At 48.8% G+C, this 16,651-nt stretch carries 13 protein-coding genes; 4 read left to right on the top strand and 9 right to left on the bottom strand.

The features are described 5' to 3' along the window. The first annotated feature begins 1 nt into the window (after nt 1). Genes ACES2G_RS06370 through ACES2G_RS06380 form a run of 3 tightly spaced genes read left to right on the top strand, consistent with a single transcriptional unit; the run spans nt 2 to nt 1,940 of the window. Nucleotides 2-583, top strand: coding sequence for an LptE family protein (locus tag ACES2G_RS06370; protein WP_347359597.1), 582 nt, complete (start codon nt 2-4; stop codon nt 581-583). Nucleotides 584-611: 28 nt separating this feature from the next. Next, a complete protein-coding gene (holA, locus tag ACES2G_RS06375; protein WP_347359596.1) occupies nt 612-1,625 on the top strand; it encodes a DNA polymerase III subunit delta in 1,014 nt (337 codons plus the stop codon). 45 nt (nt 1,626-1,670) lie between these two features. Further along, the gene (locus ACES2G_RS06380) at nt 1,671-1,940 is read left to right on the top strand and encodes a PilZ domain-containing protein (protein WP_374001595.1); all 270 of its coding nucleotides are present in this window, start codon (nt 1,671-1,673) and stop codon (nt 1,938-1,940) included. Nucleotides 1,941-2,052: 112 nt separating this feature from the next. On the opposite strand, the gene rpsT is transcribed toward ACES2G_RS06380, so the two are convergent. Continuing rightward, a complete protein-coding gene (rpsT, locus tag ACES2G_RS06385; protein ID WP_374001596.1) occupies nt 2,053-2,316 on the bottom strand; it encodes a 30S ribosomal protein S20 in 264 nt (87 codons plus the stop codon). 116 nt (nt 2,317-2,432) lie between these two features. Between rpsT and murJ the strand changes: the two genes are divergently transcribed. Then, entirely contained in the window at nt 2,433-3,941 is a 1,509-nt protein-coding gene (gene murJ / locus ACES2G_RS06390; RefSeq protein WP_374001597.1) for a murein biosynthesis integral membrane protein MurJ, read from the top strand. On the opposite strand, the gene ACES2G_RS06395 is transcribed toward murJ, so the two are convergent. From ACES2G_RS06395 to ACES2G_RS06430, 8 genes are all read right to left on the bottom strand, one after another. Then, nucleotides 3,913-5,571 (bottom strand): methyl-accepting chemotaxis protein, encoded by a 1,659-nt coding sequence (locus tag ACES2G_RS06395; RefSeq protein WP_374001598.1) that lies wholly within the window; start codon nt 5,569-5,571, stop codon nt 3,913-3,915. The two genes, murJ and ACES2G_RS06395, sit on opposite strands and share 29 nt — an antisense overlap. Before the next feature lie 178 nt (nt 5,572-5,749). Further along, complete coding sequence (locus tag ACES2G_RS06400) at nt 5,750-7,402, bottom strand: methyl-accepting chemotaxis protein (RefSeq protein ID WP_374001599.1); 1,653 nt, start codon at nt 7,400-7,402, stop codon at nt 5,750-5,752. 188 nt (nt 7,403-7,590) lie between these two features. Next, nucleotides 7,591-8,238 carry a hypothetical protein gene (locus tag ACES2G_RS06405; RefSeq protein WP_374001600.1) on the bottom strand — a complete coding sequence of 216 codons (648 nt, stop codon included), beginning with the start codon at nt 8,236-8,238 and terminating at the stop codon, nt 7,591-7,593. 16 nt (nt 8,239-8,254) lie between these two features. Then, the gene (locus tag ACES2G_RS06410; RefSeq protein ID WP_374001601.1) at nt 8,255-10,375 is read right to left on the bottom strand and encodes a tetratricopeptide repeat protein; all 2,121 of its coding nucleotides are present in this window, start codon (nt 10,373-10,375) and stop codon (nt 8,255-8,257) included. Nucleotides 10,376-10,398: 23 nt separating this feature from the next. Then, nucleotides 10,399-11,169 (bottom strand): outer membrane beta-barrel domain-containing protein, encoded by a 771-nt coding sequence (locus ACES2G_RS06415; protein WP_374001602.1) that lies wholly within the window; start codon nt 11,167-11,169, stop codon nt 10,399-10,401. A gap of 15 nt (nt 11,170-11,184) precedes the next feature. Beyond that, a complete protein-coding gene (locus ACES2G_RS06420; protein WP_347357571.1) occupies nt 11,185-12,654 on the bottom strand; it encodes an AgmX/PglI C-terminal domain-containing protein in 1,470 nt (489 codons plus the stop codon). 16 nt (nt 12,655-12,670) lie between these two features. Further along, nucleotides 12,671-12,919 carry a hypothetical protein gene (locus ACES2G_RS06425; protein WP_284606461.1) on the bottom strand — a complete coding sequence of 83 codons (249 nt, stop codon included), beginning with the start codon at nt 12,917-12,919 and terminating at the stop codon, nt 12,671-12,673. Between the two features lie 14 nt (nt 12,920-12,933). Then, on the bottom strand, nt 12,934-16,647 hold the full coding sequence (locus tag ACES2G_RS06430) for a tetratricopeptide repeat protein (RefSeq protein ID WP_374001603.1): 3,714 nt from the start codon (nt 16,645-16,647) through the stop codon (nt 12,934-12,936). Nucleotides 16,648-16,651 lie beyond the last annotated feature (4 nt).

Below are 16,651 nucleotides of genomic sequence, written 5' to 3' on the forward strand. Positions count from 1 at the left end.
CGTGGACGCAATATTTAAAGCTTTTCGCATCACTCTGATCTTGTCGCTGTTTCTCTCAGGATGTGCCTATCGTTTAGGCTCAGGCACGCGCAGCATCCCTGGTGGTTACAAGCAAATTTCGGTGCCGATCTTTAAAAACAAAACACAAGAGACGGGGATCGAGGTTTCTTTTACGAACTCTTTGATTCAGGAGTTTCAGCGTTCACGCATTGCCCGAATTGTGGACAATTCCCTTTCTGAAGTGGCGGTGATTGGGCAAATTGACAACGTTCAGTACCTCCCAGGCGCAAAGCGTGTGGCCGGGGACTCTTCCGCGCCCTATCTTCCCAATGGCACCGTCATTGCTTCAGAGTATCGTATTTTACTGACTGTCACCGTTAAAGTTGTGCGTCAGGCAGATGGGACAGAGCTTTGGAGTGGGTCCTTTAGCGGGGAAAGAACATACGCAGCTCCGCAAGTAACGCTGGCCGGTGTTAACTCTGTGAATCCTCTTTACAATCTTTCTGCGCGGAGGCAAAACATTGACCTCATGGCATTCGACATCATGGCTGAAGCCCATGATCGTATCACCGAGAATTTTTAAGTCGGTATAGCAAAAGGAACAGGCAACAGTGGCACTCATCGATGCGCAGAAATTTTATCGTGATCTTGAAAAAGGTCAGACTGCGCCACTGTACTTCCTTTTTGGTGAAGAACCTTATCTGCTGAATCAATCTGTTGAGCGTTTCAAATACGCGGTCCTTACTGAGGGCGCCGTGGACTTCAATTACAGTCTTTTCTATGCCAGCGATGCTGACGTGGTGGCTGTACGTGATGCGGTTGAAACCCTGCCGATGATGGCCGCGCGCCGCTTGGTGATCCTGAAAGAAGCGCAAGAGCTGACCGACAAAGAGTGGGCGGAACTAGAGCCTCTTTTTGAGTCCCCTGTGGATAGCACGGTCTTTGTGATTCTGGCTTCTCGTGTGGATAAGCGTAAAAAGCAGATCCGTTTGCTTTTGGATAAAGCCGACTGTGTCGAGTTTAAAAAGCCCTACGAAAATCAAATTCCTTCCTGGATCAACTACATTGCTCAATCCCTGGGTTTGACGATCAGTAATGATGCTATTTTGCTTTTGCATAAGCTGGTGGGTCATCATCTGACGGAAATCGAAGGGGAACTGAAAAAGCTGGGCGAGTACGTCGGCGAACGCCGTATCGAGATGGCGGATGTGGCGCAGGCCGTATCCCGTTCTAAGGAAGAAAACGTATTTGATTTTACCAAAGCCATTGGTGAAAACGACCGTGTGAAGGCGTTGGAGCTTTTGGTCCACCTGTTGGATCAGGGGCAGAACGAGATCGGGATCGTGTCTTTGGTGGCCCGTCACGTGCGTATCTTGCTAACTCTGAAAAGGGGCATGGAAGAAGGCCTGCATGGGGCGAAGCTCGCTCACTATGCGCAGGTACCGCCTTATTTCCTGGAAAGTTATTTGGATCAAGCCCGACTTTGGACTGCAAAAAAACTGGAACAGACCCTGGTGGTTTTGTCTGATACCGATAAGGCTTTGAAATCCTCACCATTGTCCAGTCACATCTGGCTGGAAAACCTGGTTCTGAAAACCTGCGGCACCCAGTACGCCGCTATCTAGTCCATTTGCTTTAGAATTTAATCCAAAAAACCGATAAGTGCCTTAATGAACAAGGCTGTCACGAATTCTCCATTTGAAGATAAAGGCTATTTCCGCCGCCAGTATCCGCGCCGTGCGATGAAACGCAAGGTGGGCATTCTGTGTGATGGGACGTACTTTGTCTGCGATTCAGGGGAAGTCGGTGAGGGCGGTATGTCCATTTTGTCGGACTATGTTCTGACCGAAGGGCATGAACTTGTTGTCAGCTTCCAAGTGCCCGGTGGGGACTTTGTTTTCCTGCGAGGGACGGTTCGATCAACGCAAAAAAGAGGGTGACCAAAGAGTCACCCACGGATTGAGCTTTAATCAAATTGCGTTTTCCACAAAAAGACAAATTCGCGCCTTTGTATCAGCGCGAACTCAAAACGAATCTTTTAATAACTAAGAACTACTTAGTTGCAGTAGCGCGTGTAGAAAGACGGCTGATTTTGCGAGAAGCCGTTTCTTTCTTGATAACGCCAGTTTTAGCAGCTTTCATTACTTGAGAAGTGAACTTCTTCAACAACTCAGGAAGAGCTTTCACATCTTTAGCTTCGATAGCTTTAACAAGTTTTTTCTCAGCTGTTTTTACAGTGCTTTTACGAGCGTTGTTAACAGCAGTTTTACGGATAGACTGACGAGCTCTTTTTGCTGCAGACTTATGATTTGCCAAGGGATAACCTCCACAGTAATCTTTTATAAACGAGTCAAAGGAATTAACATAGGGTGTCTCACGAAGCAAGCGGATTAAAAGAAGATCGCAAAAAGGTCCTTAAAAGGGCTTTTTCTATGGCCTCTGGGACCTTAACGAGCCGCATCTTGGGGCTTTTTAGGGATATAGCGCTGGGGGCTCTTTTTGATCGGGCGGTCACCGATGCGTGGACTGCCGCCTTCCGTCTTCCCAACCTTTTCCGTCGTCTTTTGGGGGAAGGCTCCCTGTCTGTGAGTTTTATTCCCGTTTTTATGCAAGCTCAAGCCGAAGACCCTTCTGGCGTTCGGGGCCGCAATCTGGTCAATTCGATTTACTCCCTGCTTTTGATTGTTCTGGGTGCCCTGACCTTGCTGGGGATTATCTATATCGAGCCGCTGTTCCGCCTGCTTTTGGCCGATGATTATGTTCTTGCTGCCGAAAAGTGGGAACTCACCCTGCGCATGGGGCGGATCATGTTTGGATTCGTTTTCTTTGTTTGTTCCTATGCTTTCTATATGGGGATTCTGAACGCCTTTGGCAGCTTTGGGCTTCCGGCGGCGGCCCCAGCCTTGTTGAATATCTCGATGCTCGTCTTTACATTTCTGCCTCCAGAATGGTTCCCAATGCATGGGGATGGGCTGGCGTGGGGAGTCCTGGTCGGAGGATTCTTGCAGGCTGCTTTGCTGTTGATGGCGTTAAAGGCGCGCAACTATCTGCCATCTTTGAGCTGGCAGTGGGGTGGTGAGGATGTGAAAGATGTCCTGCGCAGGCTGCTTCCGGGGCTTGTCGGGATGGGGCTTTTGCAGTTTTCCACGCTGGTGAACTTGTACTTTGCAAGCTCGCTGTACGAAGGTTCTATTTCCTATATCTACTGGGCCGATCGTCTGTTGGAACTGCCGCTTTCATTGATTTCAGTCAGCTTGGGGGCAGCGTTGTTACCGACACTCAGCGAGTTTGCCGCCAAAGGTTTGACAGAAAAATTCCGCGAAACTGCTGAAGAAAGCTTTCTGATGAATCTGTTTTTGGCCTGGCCTGCCGCTTTGGGGTTGTTCTTTCTGGCAGAGCCGATCATCGAGGTTTTGTTCCTGCGCGGAAAATTCACCGTGGCTGATGTGCAGGCGACCGCCGGGGTTTTAAAAATCTATGCTGTCAGTTTGTTGTTGGTGTCTTGCAGTCGGGTGCTGATGCCGTTGTATTATGCGGTGAAAAACACCTGGGCACCGATGTGTATGGCATTGGTGGCATTGGTAATCCATATTCTTCTGGCACCTCACTTCATGGATCGCTGGCAGTTGCCGGGGTTGATGTATTCCGGAGTGATTTCGGCCTTTGTCAATGCGGCCTTGTTGTTCGTGCTTCTGCCGAAGTTCAGTGTGGGGATGGCGCGCCGACGGATGCTGAAGACCTTTGTGAATTTTTCTGTGGCCGGGGTGGGGTTGGTGGCTTCGTTGCAGGTTTATGATTTGCTGATCGCCAAAATGGGAAAAGGGCTGCAAATACCAGCCCTTTTTGTTGCCATTGTATTGGCGGTGATTGTTTATTTTGGGATTGCGCAACGGCTAGGCTGCGCGGAAGTTTCTAAAATCCGTCGGTCGTCCCCACCTTAGCTCTGTCATCTTCATCAAATGGGATAATATCCTGGGATTCTTTTTTAGCCACTTTTTCCGGGGCTGCTTTCTTCTTTAAAGGGACGACATTGCTTTTGGCTTTGGCCTGCGCTGGAGCCGGAGCCGACTTTTTCTTTTTAGGCGTTTCGGTGTGGTGCTCTGAGGCCGCGATTTCTGCTTTTCCCATCACGGCATCATTTAATTCCACGGTCAGGTTCTGAGCGGTGACCGCCAGATTGTTGATCTCACCACTGGTTGCGGCGATTTCTTCGGCAGAGGCGGCATTGCTTTGCGAAGCCTGATCCAACTGATTCATAGCTTTGCCGATCTGTTGAATACCGGTGGTTTGCTCTGCGCTGGCAGCAGCGATTTCGTTATTCAGATCGGCGACTTTTTTGATAGAGTTGACGATATTGGACAGAGCCGTTCCGCTCTTGTCGGCAGTGGCACTGCCTTCTTCAATCTGGGATACCGAGTCCTTGATCAAAGAGGAAATATCCTTGGCGGAAGCCGCGCTTCGTTGAGCCAGGGTGCGAACCGCTTCGGCAACAACGGCAAAGCCTTTACCTTGTTCGCCAGCCCGAGCGGCTTCAACGGCCGCATTCAAGGCCAGCAAGTTTGTCTGGAAGGCAATGTCGTCGATGACATGAATGATTTCTTCGATTTTTTTAGAGGACTCGGAAATCTGGGTCATGGATGTGATCAGATTGTGAATCTCTTTTTCGCCTTGTTCTGCGGATTCGCGGGAAGACGCTGAAAGGGCCGCAGCCTGTTTGGCGTTGTCTGAATTCATTTGTACCATGGAAGTCATTTCTTCGAGGGCGGCCACAGTTTCTTCCAATGAAGCGGCTGCCTCAGTAGAAGATTGTGAAAGACTGTTACCAGCTTCGTTCAACTGCTCAACCGAGGAGGCCACCTGATTGCTTGCGGTGGTCAGGCGGTCTGCAATGGAGCCTACTGTTTTAGTGATACGCACGGCAATCCAGATAAGTGCGGCAAAGACAAACAGGGCCGTTATTGCAGAGACCGCATAGAGCAGGTTGGTCACATAGGCCTCAGTAGCGTCGGCCTCTTTGTTGCCCTCTTTAGCCATGGCGGAATAGATTTCCGTCACAGCGCCATTCCATTTGCGAACCTGGTTGCCAAGGACGACAAGTTCTCCATCAATCAACGCTTCGGCTTGTTTGATTTTTTGGATATCGCCGGTGCGGATCAGAGTGATCGCATCTTCCATCAGCTTATAGTACTGTGCAAAGTGAGGCTTGACCTCCTGATAAACTTTGTCCTCTTCAGGGGTGCGCGGTACTGGATCATAAGTTTCCTGGGCCTGACGAAGTTCCTTCAAACCGTCTTCGGCGGACTTCAGATAGCTGGTCATCTTTTCAGGTTCCGTGGAATGACCGATCGCAGCCCAGACGCCATAGAAATATTTATTCCGGGCCTGGCGCATTTCGCCCACGATTTCAAAAGTGGGGATGACCTGAGAGTTCGCTGTATGCAGGAGCTCCACCACCTTGGTAAGTCCATTGATGGATAAGCTGCCAAGGACGGTGAATCCGATCAGCGGCAAAATAGCGGCGATAAGAAGACGACCTTTGATTCCTCGAAACCAACTGGATAAAAAAGCCATAACAAGTTCCTTCAACCCGACAGGGTATTATATTTTTTTGACAGCTTTTTGTTCGGAACCTTTAATATCTCGTCAAAGTCCAGAAGTAAGAATGCGAATCCATTCGATGTTTCAACGCAAAAACCCCTCGAAGGTCGAGGGGCTTGTTAAATATCTGTTTATTTTGTCAGTGGTTTTCTTAGAAGCCTTCAGTGGTACCGACTTTTGCCCGGTCATCTTCATCAAATGGAATGACGTCTTGAGACTCGGACTTTTTCGCCTGTGGGGCTGATTTGGTTTTCATGGGAATGACGTTACTTTTCGCCGATTTTTTTGCAGTTGGTGTGGCTTTGGCTCTTTTGGTGGGGGCCGCTTCTTCGGATGGAAGGTCTGTTGATGAGCCCAGGATCACTGCATTGAGTTCCACGGTCAGATTCTGATTGGTGGCAGCCAGACTGTTGATTTCACCACTGGTTGCGGCGATCTCTTCCGCAGAGGCGGCATTGCTTTGTGCGGCCTGATCCAGCTGGTTCATAGCTTTGCTGATCTGTTGAATGCCGGTTGTTTGTTCAGAACTTGCGGCGGCGATCTCATTGTTCAAATCTGAAACCTTTTTAATGGAAGTCACAATGTTGGTCAGGACGGCACCGCTCTTGTCGGCGACTTCGCTTCCGGCATCGATTTGAGAGACGGAGTCCTTGATCAATGAAGAGATGTCTTTAGCCGAAGCTGCACTTCTTTGCGCCAGCGCGCGAACCGCTTCCGCCACGACGGCAAAGCCTTTACCTTGCTCTCCGGCACGAGCGGCTTCAACGGCCGCATTCAGGGCCAGCAAGTTTGTCTGGAAGGCAATGTCGTCGATGACAGAAATGATTTCTTCGATTTTTTTGGAGGATTGGGAGATCTCGGTCATAGAGTGAATCAGGGATTGGATCTCTTTTTCACCGTGTTCGGCAGAGTCACGGGAAGACGCTGACAGCGCAGCGGCTTGTTTGGCATTGTCTGAGTTCATCTGAACCATGGAACTCATTTCCTCAAGGGCGGCCACAGTTTCTTCCAAAGATGCGGCAGCTTCGGTAGAGGACTGAGACAGGGCATTTCCGGCTTCGTTCAGTTGTTCAACAGCCGCAGCAACCTGACCACCAGCCTGAGACAGGCGAGACGCGATAGAACTGACAGAGGAAGAGATTCTTGCGGCAATCCATAGCAGAATACCCAGAATCGTAAGAGTGGAAGCCAGGGTCACCAGTATTGTGAGAGTATTGATACGGGAGGAGGCGGCCGTCGCATTCTTTGCATCAATAGCGGCGGCCTCATTGTAATAGGCCGCGGAGGTTGAACTCATCTTATGCATAATGGTCCCGATTTCCCAAAGACGGCCATCCATTTGTGCCTGAGCTTTTTCAAAGGATTCCGGTGTGCCTTGGCTGACGAGTTCGATATTGGCGTTAAGCAGTTTCAGATACTCGTCACGCACGGCTTTGGCAGGTTCGAAAACTTTTTCCATTTCGGGAGTGAAAGGGGTAGAGGCATAGTCTTCAAAGGCTTTCTTGTACTGCTCTACGGATTCACGGGCGATCTTCAGCCGTTCTTCACGTTTTTCCGGATTCTTCATGCTCATGGCCGCGAAAAGTTGATAGCCATAGGAGTTGCGGGCTTGGCGCTGTTCTGCCAGGGCCTGCAAATTTGGAATGATATTGCCATGAGAGTTTTTTAGGTAGGATTCGAACTCATTCATTCCGGCATGTGAAATGGTATAGACGATCCCAAATCCGACAACTGGCAGTACCGCTGCGATTAACAGTTTACCTTTGATTCCTTTGAACCAGGAACTAATCCCCGTATTATTCATATGTGGCCTCTGATATTTTCAATGTGGTTAGGTTGCTTAACAAATTCAGAAAATATTTCGGAGCTTGTAGTAGTGGGGTGGAGTCCAGATTGTCGAACATATGTATTGTTCACAATAGCGGCGCAAAAAAAATGGGACCCTTCTGTTAAGAAGGAGTCCCTGGGTGGAATCAAAATTTATTCGTGAGTTTATTTTACTTCTGCCAAAGAATTATAGCTGTCGCTGATCTTTTGTTGTCTTTCAACTTCTTTACCCCAGCGTTTTACTTCGCCCTGATAGCCGCGTTGTTTGGCTTTCCATTCATTCTCTTCGCTGGCCAGACTGCGCAGTTTTTGGTTCACCTGTTCGTTCTGCTCTTTCAAAGTGCTTTGACGAGAACTCCAGATCTTCTTTTCTTCGCTAAGCTGGTTAAGCTGAAGTTGATAGTCGCTGACGTTCAACTCACGTTTTTTCTGGTTTTCCCTGATCTTGGCGATCATGGCTTCCAGTTCCTGAATCTTCGCGTTTTCCTGATTCAGTTTGCTCTGCTCATCGGCGATCAGGCTCTGAATTTCTTTTTCCTGGCCTGTCACGCGGCTCATGGCCTGATTATTCTCTTCAGCCTGTTGCAGAACCTGTTTTTGCTGGTTTTCCACCTGAGATTTGGCTTTACCCACTTCCACAAGGTTGGAATCCACAGTTTTCAGATTCTTTTCATACTCCTGAAGATTGGTCTTGGAGTTATTTAAATTGCCTTTGATCTTATCCAAACCCTCTTTGGCAGAGTTTTGTGCCAGAGATGTTGTTGAAAGGCTCATCATAATTGTCAAAGTCGTCATTACTTTAGTGAATTTCATCTTGAAAATCCTTTCCTTATTGTTCAGACAAACCGGCTACGTTGCCATCTTGAGCGCATACATTTTTCAGTGAAGAACGATAGTGACCCACTTCGTCCTCCCAGATTTCGCCTTTAAACTTCCAGTTCAGGCTTTTTTCCTTTTGAACCTTCAATTCTGGGCGGTCCTTTTCGTTGATTTCACCACCGGCCATTTGGTAGCGGATGTGCTCACCAGCACCGGAATAGAGCTCATACTGAAGGACATCATTCTGATCCAGGACCTTATCCAAGCCAGCCAGCATTTCGCCGAAACGGCTGTGCAGAGCTTGGGAAGCCTGAGCACGAAGAACTGTTTTCTCTTTATCGATACGAGCCAGACCCGTAGCACGAAGGTTTTTGATCGACGTACGGGCTTTCTTGGCGATGTGGTACTGGATGCGATAGCTCAGAAGTTTCTGCTCGGCTTTTTGGATTCTTGCAACGTCACTTTCTGAAGGGCTTTGACCTTTCAGACCTTTTTTGGCGTCAGCAAGCTCCTTGTTGGCTTCATTTTGTTTGGCAATCAACTCGCGTTCTTTTTTAACCAGGGTCAAAGCGATGCGGTTGAACTTAACAATTTCATCTTCATAAGCGTTGATTTGCTTTTGCACGCTCATGTAAGCCGGGTGACGGGCCAGTTCCACGATGAACGAGCGAGGCAGGCCGTCAACTTCTTTCAGATCCGAGTTCTTGATCCAGCTCTTCACTGTTTCATAATATGCGGAAGAGTCCTTGTGAGAAACCTTATAGTCCTCAAGTTTCTTTTTCCAAGGGGAGTACTTCTTTTTCATCTCGTTGAGCACCTGCACACCGTCACCATATTGGCACAGATTCAGGTAGCCCACCGTACGAACGACATAGGATTCCGGAGAGAAGGCATTTTTGAAGAAGTCCGTGTGCAAAGAGAACATGTTCCCCGCAGCCCCTTCATAGTCCTCGCCCAAAATTTGGGTCCAAGCACTTTCCACCATGGCTTGCAGCCACAAAGGATTGGACTTGTCCACTTTCAGATAGGACTGGAAAGCTTCTTTGTACTGGCTTTTTTGGAATTGCATGCGAGCCAGCGTCAAAGCACCGACAGAGCGCAACTGGGATGTCTTGTCCTGGTCTGTGGCCGCCATCAGCTTGTCCAGATAGATTGTGGCTTCTTCGACTTTACCCTGGCGATAGTTGAACAGGGCGTTGAGCAACAAGGCCTCTGGATAGCGCGGGGATTTTTCGCCGATAAAGATCAAAGCATCTTCCATCATGCCCAGTTGGCCCTTGTCAGAATAATACTTCGCGCGAGCGATCTGGTAGTCATCGTTTTTGGTGATGTCCATTTCGTACTTGATAACCAAAGGGTCAATAAGCGCGATGTCGGTCGTCTCCAAAACATTGATGTGTTGAACCAGGGCTTCCGTGGCTTTTTGCTGCCATTCTTTTGCTTTGGTTTCCTGAGCCACCTGAATCATATACTGGCGGAATTCAGAATTAAGTCCCAGTCCCTTGGCCGTCATCGCATAGTGGTACAAAGCCTCAATGCGGTGTTTGGGATCTTCGATAAGTTCCGAGAACAGGCCCATGGCCAGTTCATAGTTCTTCTGGATTTCCAGGAAGATCAAAGCCTGCAAAAGTTTGTAGTCATTGGGCTGCAGATCCTCAAGTTTGGTCAATTGAACCAAAGGGTCCTGAGTCACCGGGTCCATCACCGGGTTTAGAACTTTGACGTCCGGAATCTGCTTGAAAGCATCCGCATTGGTCAGGTTCTTTGCTGGTGCCACCACATCAGTGTAAGGCTTCAGGACAAAGTTGATAACAGCAGGTGATTCGCGACGGCGTGTTTCTTTGAGCGCGACTTCGCGGGAAGCGGGGAGGCGGAGAGGACTTAGAGAGGCCGCCTCCACTTCACGCTCTTCACCGACGTTAAGCAATGGAATATTTTTAACCTTGAAGACCTCCGTTTTTCCTTTGACCACGCGTTTTTGATAAACGTCGAAGGTCGGAACTAAACTGGATTTAACCTTAAGGCTGGCGTCCGCAGAACGGGCGCTCTTTTTTACTTTCAGGGCGGGCTCAGCAAAAGCGGAGCTGCCCAGGAAAGATAGTGCTACTAAAATATTAAGTGACTTACTCATAAATCCCCCCACCCTGGAGAAAATTAGTGCCAGTACGTGATACCAATCATCAATGATGTGTCGTTGATTGTTTCAGAGCCCAGGTTGCGTTGGCCTGTGACTGCCGGACCACCTGGAATTGGTGTCGTACCCGGAGCATAGTATTTCATTTTGTCCTGAGTGGACCACGTGTTCACAAGGTCCGCGCGGATCGCGAAGTGCTCAGAGAAGAAGATCTGCTGGAACACACCCAGTTTATAGGCAAAAGTGTTCTTGCTGACATTTCCTTCTTTTTGTGTGATTTCATAGTCCAAAGTTCCTGCTCCGACGGAAATCCCCATGTCGAAATAGATGATGGCTTTGTCAATCACACTCATTTTTGCATAGAAAGGCACCCAGATTCCGGAAAGGAAGTAGGAGGACTTAAAGATATTGTGATCGGGGATAACACCATAGGTGTCAACGAACTGGCCGACCGCATCGTTGTCCTTCATGCTGGCAGAGTTGTAGCTTGCTTCCAGACCCCAGCGTTCGTTGAAGAAATATCCCAGACTTCCGCTGGCGATAGTTCCGGTGCTGTAAGGGTCATTGAACGGGATACCAGCTGCTCCAGTCAGATAAAAGCGCTCTGCTTTTACGTAGCGACGGTTTTGCACGACGCTGAAGTCATCGTCTTTGGCCGCCCAGTATTTCTGTTCCAGTTTTTTGATGTCCAGCTTGTCGCTACCGCGTTGATCAGCTTTGCTGTCTGCCGCTTGTTGTGCGAATGCCTGCGATGCCGTCAAGATGAACATTAGAATTGTCTTCTTCAACATGATATTACCCCCGCCTTAGTTTGTACTCTTGAATAAGAATGGATATGTCACAAGCACGCGAGTTCCCCCCTGTGGAGCAGGAAACTTCCACGCGGCAACCCTATTCAATATACATCCCTCAACGGTTGCGTTCTTAAGTGTTGTGTCACCAATCAGTTGTTGTTCCACTTTGCCTGAAGGCCCAATGGTGAATTTAACTGCGACCTTACCGAACAAGTCCGGCTTGGCACTGAGTTGTCGTTCATAGCAATAAAGGATCTGCCCCAGTTGGGACTTGATGTATTGAGCGATGATCTCGCGATCCAAACCGCCAATAATTTCACTTTCCTCTTCGATCAGGCCGACACCGCCGGAACCAGTTCCGCCGGCAGCCAAGCCTCCCATGCTGGAGGCGCTTCCGCCACCACCACGACCAACGGTGGAAACACCACCGCCAGATCCAGTGCCTTCTCGACCCCAGTCACGACCAGAGCGTTCCATGCTGCCGACAGCAGCCAAGGCTCGTCCGGAAGCGCCGGAACCCGCCTTCACGCCATTGGCAATGACCACGTTGCCACTCTTTGCTGCTTGAGCGGAAACTTTTCCGATCAGTTGAGAGATGCGGCCACCAGAGATGGACTTCATCATCTGAGAAACTTTGCTGCCGCCACCCGTAGGCATTTGTGCCTGCTTTTGGTCGGCCGCTGCAGGAGCTTCTTTCACAACCACTTTTTGAGCAGGTGCAGATTCCGCTTTCTTGCGCTTTGGCTTAATTTCTGTTTTTACAATAATCTTTTGAGCTGTCTTTGGTGGTGTCGCAACAACTTCCAGATCCTGACTTTTTGGAGAGAAGATGCCGACTGTCACCAGCAAAAGAGCGGCGCCCAGAACAACAAACACACCTCTTTTGGAGTCTTCGTCCATCAGTTGGTCTGTGCTCAGGCGGGCCATGCGAGCCGCGTCCTCCAGGGACACAGTTCGTTGTTTGACTTCAAGATCACCCACCATTTGCTTGTGCCATTCCTGAGTGGGAACGCATGCCACTGCCGTCGGAGTCAGGGCAGAAGCGGGTTTGAATTTCTTATTCATCGGAAGGATCTTGGTTTCAAGAACCTGACCATTCTGCTTCACGATGTAAAGCTGGAACTGCTTGCCGGCTTCACGTTGTTCGCGACCGGCCTGTTCCAGGCGCAGATAAAGATCTGTTTCCTTGGCAACCGGAGTGAAGCTCAGGACGCAGTCACCAATGGTCAGTGACTTTTCCTCGTCCAGGCGCAAAGCAGGGGAGTTCTTGTTGGAAGCGCTGGAGTTCATGTCCAGATCGACATACCACCAAGCTCCATCGCGGAACTCAAACATGCCCTGGATGCCCTTGGAGTCTGGAGCGATGGAAATTACATCTGCCAGACGGGAGGACCCGAAGGTGTGAGTTTTATTATTGGATCTTAACTTCCAGGTTTTCGCAGTCCCATTTTTCAGGGATTGACGTACAATCAACGTGAGCATGTGACACCTCATCAAACTAGTTGTTCAAGTAGAGAGCTGATTCGCGGATGCGGCCATCCATATCTTTTTGCACATCGTAAAGAGGCATAAACTTGATACCTCTTTTTTGCACAAGATAGGCGCCGTCAGGGTTACGAATCGTTCCCTTAAGGTTCATCTCACCGAAATTTACTTCCTGGACTTTACGGACTGTTCTTTGTTTGGCAAAGGCAGTCGCTGCTCCCAAGAGAATGAAAGCGATCATCGCTGTGATGAAAGTTTTCACTTGTACCCTCCATACTACAAGTCTCCCGAGATAACGTGCTGACCGACTTTGTTTTGAGTTTTCAAATACTGTATTTTCTTACCTAACCAATCACGCATTTCCAATTGCTGACTGGCTTTAAACGCTTTTTCATAAGAATCCAGCGCAAGCGTTGGACTGCCTTTGTAAGTCTCGAACAAGTGAGCTTGTTGCAAGAGGAAGTCGACATTGTCTTTCTTGCCGCTAAGAAGATCTTTGATCACACTTAGCGCCTTTTCGACTTCACCCTTCTGAGCGTAGGCTTCACTCATCACGGTTCCTACATTCAAAGTATACAATTGTTCTTTCGGCATTGCAGAGAAATTTTCAAGTGCTTTCGTAAAATCTCCCTCTGAGAAAGCCTTCACTGCAGCGAAAGTTTTCATTTCTGTCGAAGCCATTTGCATGTCTAAAACTTTATCGAAAAACGGCATCGCGGAATTCATACCGTCGTCTTTGTAAAGCAGACGGGCCTTTTGATAGACGTAAGGCGAAGCCTCTGGTTGCACTTTCAAAGCGGCTTCCACCATCCATAAAGCTTTGTCATTGAAACCGCGGGCTTCGGAGCCAACGCTGACATAGAACAGGCCTATGGCGCGCGTGTCTTTGCTTTTCGCAAGCTCAAGACCCAGCTTTTCCACCATTTCATACTGTCTAGAATAATAACAATTTCCTGCAACTTCGGTGATGCTCAGATTTGCCAGTTGCCCGGTCATGATTGCGCTCTTATTGCATGCTTTCGGAGTACGGGTCTCAAAACGAGACACCTTGCCGATAGTCATGTCCGTGGAAGCTGGAAGGAAGGCCGCCATTTTTTCCGGAGCAGGGTACTGCACTTGGGGCGGTACGGTCTGATCCACACGGATAGAGGCAAAACTGCGCTCGCTGGAAGCTGTCTGACCTTTTGAAGCCGCCAGAACTTTCAGTTTCGCTTCATTTTCATTCTTCTTGTCCTGGATCGGGGAAGTCAGTTTTGCGATTTCACCACGCAAAGCCTCCTGATCCTGCGGACTCAAAGAAGCTGGTAGCGGCATCGTCGTCAGGCTGTCGATGAAATTCGCATAGCAGCGGTCGATGCCACGCATGGCTTCCAACTGCTGGAAAGGATCTTTCGACATTTTCAGTGTGGTGTAGTAGGCCGTATGGGCTTTGTCCAGCTTCTCGGTCTTCATTGCCAGAACCATCGCGAACTTTTCTTCGCGGGCTTTCACGCTTTGTCCAACCAGCTCTTTTTCCAGAATGCGGGCTTGGATCAGGCGAGCTTCGGCGCGGATTTCCGGAGCCACGTCTCGGCCATTGGCTTTCATTGCCAGATCAAAGGCGGCAGAGCTTTTGCCGGAATCCAGCAACGCTTTTGCACGATCAATCATGATCTGAGTTGTGAACGGTTCGATGCCTTTTGCCAGAATCTGATTTTGCAGCTTTTCCAGCTCGCCAGAACGGGGCTCGTTCTTATAGGAGTCCATCAACTTGCTATAGATTCTTTGCAGAGTTTTGTTGTCCGCTCCGGCAAGAATGCCATTGTAAGCAGCACGGGCTTCTTTGTTTTTCTTTTCCAGGATATAGATGTCAGCGGCAAGCTCCAGGTGAGAGTTGCGGCCCTTCTTGTCCAGATCTGCCACTTTAACCAGAGTCTCAGCGGACTTGGAAATCTGACCGACATCCGCATAAGCCTTGGCAGCTTCTTTCAAAGCATCCAGGTTGCGTTTGTCTTCCGGATATTTCTGCACGAACTTCATGGAAAGTTCCGCAGCATCGAAGACTTTGCCTTCTGTGTACTGCAGGCTTAGAGCTTGCCACAAAGCGTCCTGCGAAAGTTTGGAGCCTTCATGTTCTTTGGCGAAGGCGATCAGCTTGTCAGAAGCCTGATTCTTATCCCCCGTTTTTGCAAATTCCTGAATCTCAGTGAAGTGGGCCTCTTCCATGATTTTGTTCATGTTCTTCTTGCGGCCTTCATCAGCACTGGATGTCATTACTTTCTTGGAGAAAGCTTTGATTCCTGCATAGTCTTTGCGGAGGTTCAGCATATCCAGGATCAAGTCTTCGGACTTGCGCTTGATGTCGGCATTTTCGCTGCCTTTCAAGGAAGCCAGCGGAGTCAGCCACTTTTCAGCTTCTGGATAGTTGGACTCTTCGTAGGCAATGTGGCCCATTTTGAATTTAACCAAAGTGGCAAATTTACCGTTGGCGTGTTTGGCCAAATAGTTGGCTGCCAGCTCTTTGCGTTCAGCTTCTTTAAGTGCATCTTTTTTCTTTTCGATGCTTTTTTCCTTGGAATAAAGAGCCGCATAGTTGGCGTCGTGACGCAGAGGTTCCTCGACGGATTTGTCGCCCACCATTTTGTACTGGCTGCTGGCTTCGTCAAACTTTTCCAATTGGAACAGAAGTTCGGCATAGGCGAAGCGGGTTTTCAGATCCGGTTTGGCAGGATCTTCATTTTCCAGAATTAGTTTGAACAAACGCTGGGTCAGGTCCGAGAACGCAACGTTTTGTTTGTTCTTCAGCCAGATGTCCCACCATTTTTTTGCCATATCCAGGCTGGTGCGGCGGAAACCTTCCACGCAGGAAGTTTCAACAACCTCCACTTTTTGCAGACCTCTCCACGCAGAGTCCTTTTTACAAAGGTCGCTGGCATATTGAAGATGGTCGATAACTTTATCTCGTTTTTTCAAAGTTTCATTGGCATCCACCAGGAACAGGTGCGAGCGCACCACATCCGGACCGGAAGAGCGCTTGTCGATGTATTCTTCCAGGAAGATGTTCATTTCTTTTTGACGACTGTGGGATTCATACAGTTTCGCCAGGTCAATCATGGATTGGCCCAGTTCGTCTTCCGTGGTGATATCTTCAAAGAAGGAATAGAGTTTATTGGCTGGGTAGTGGTCCCCAATAAAGATAGTCAGATCTCGCATGGCCTCGCGGCGCAAGTTGTGACGGTTGGTGGGAACTTCACCGTCAGCCAAAGCCGGATTGCTTCTGACAACCTGAACCAGCTTTTTGATGCCGTTTTCACTGTCGCGCATATTATAATAAGCCCAGGCGGCTTTATACATGCCGTAAGAATAAACACGGTTGTTCGGGAATTTTTCCACGCGCAGGAAGTGCTCCAAGGCTTGTTCGAACTTGCCTTGATCATAAAGCAATTCACCCACCGCCAAAGTACCATCGGCAATCAGGGGGGACTTTGGAAACTGGGCCAGAAGTTTGTTATAGAGAAGCTCGGAGACTTTAAATTGACCAATCTGCTGATTGGCGAAAGCGTTATTGAAAAAGACCGCGTCCATCTGTTTGAACTTCGGAAATTCCATTTCAATTTTTGTATAGATCTTGATGGCGCGTTTGATGGCTTCGGCACCGCGCTCATTAGGTACGGGAAATGGCGAAAGCTTCAGCAGAGGAGTGTTCTGGTGAAGGTCAAAGAAACGGCCTGATTTTGAGCGTCTCATGTAAAGTTCGGCCAAGCGATACCACAGGTCAGCTTCGTTCGGGGCACCTTTATTTTTCTTGATAATTGTTTGCAAGGACTCAATAGCTCTGTTTTCAGAGCGAGTGATCATGATCTCGCTGCTGAAGGCCTTTTTTTCATTTTCACTTTCGCTGCCGTTATCCATGCGCACTTCAGGCAGGAGCCCTTTTGCATTCTTTTCGGCGGCGAAGCAGTACAATGAAAACAGATGAAATGCTAGAAGCAGAACTATTGTGCGAATCATAAAC

This window comes from Bdellovibrio bacteriovorus, assembly GCF_041888015.1.
GTDB lineage: Bacteria > Bdellovibrionota > Bdellovibrionia > Bdellovibrionales > Bdellovibrionaceae > Bdellovibrio.

What these genes read in the sequence shown, in the direction of transcription:
- ACES2G_RS06380 (WP_374001595.1), top strand. Translation starts at nt 1,671, where the DNA reads ATGAACAAGGCTGTCACGAATTCTCCATTTGAAGATAAAGGCTATTTC.
- murJ (WP_374001597.1), top strand. Translation starts at nt 2,433, where the DNA reads ATGGCCTCTGGGACCTTAACGAGCCGCATCTTGGGGCTTTTTAGGGAT.
- ACES2G_RS06395 (WP_374001598.1), bottom strand. Translation starts at nt 5,571, where the DNA reads ATGGCTTTTTTATCCAGTTGGTTTCGAGGAATCAAAGGTCGTCTTCTT.
- ACES2G_RS06400 (WP_374001599.1), bottom strand. Translation starts at nt 7,402, where the DNA reads ATGAATAATACGGGGATTAGTTCCTGGTTCAAAGGAATCAAAGGTAAA.
- ACES2G_RS06405 (WP_374001600.1), bottom strand. Translation starts at nt 8,238, where the DNA reads ATGAAATTCACTAAAGTAATGACGACTTTGACAATTATGATGAGCCTT.
- ACES2G_RS06410 (WP_374001601.1), bottom strand. Translation starts at nt 10,375, where the DNA reads ATGAGTAAGTCACTTAATATTTTAGTAGCACTATCTTTCCTGGGCAGC.
- ACES2G_RS06415 (WP_374001602.1), bottom strand. Translation starts at nt 11,169, where the DNA reads ATGTTGAAGAAGACAATTCTAATGTTCATCTTGACGGCATCGCAGGCA.
- ACES2G_RS06420 (WP_347357571.1), bottom strand. Translation starts at nt 12,654, where the DNA reads ATGCTCACGTTGATTGTACGTCAATCCCTGAAAAATGGGACTGCGAAA.
- ACES2G_RS06430 (WP_374001603.1), bottom strand. Translation starts at nt 16,647, where the DNA reads ATGATTCGCACAATAGTTCTGCTTCTAGCATTTCATCTGTTTTCATTG.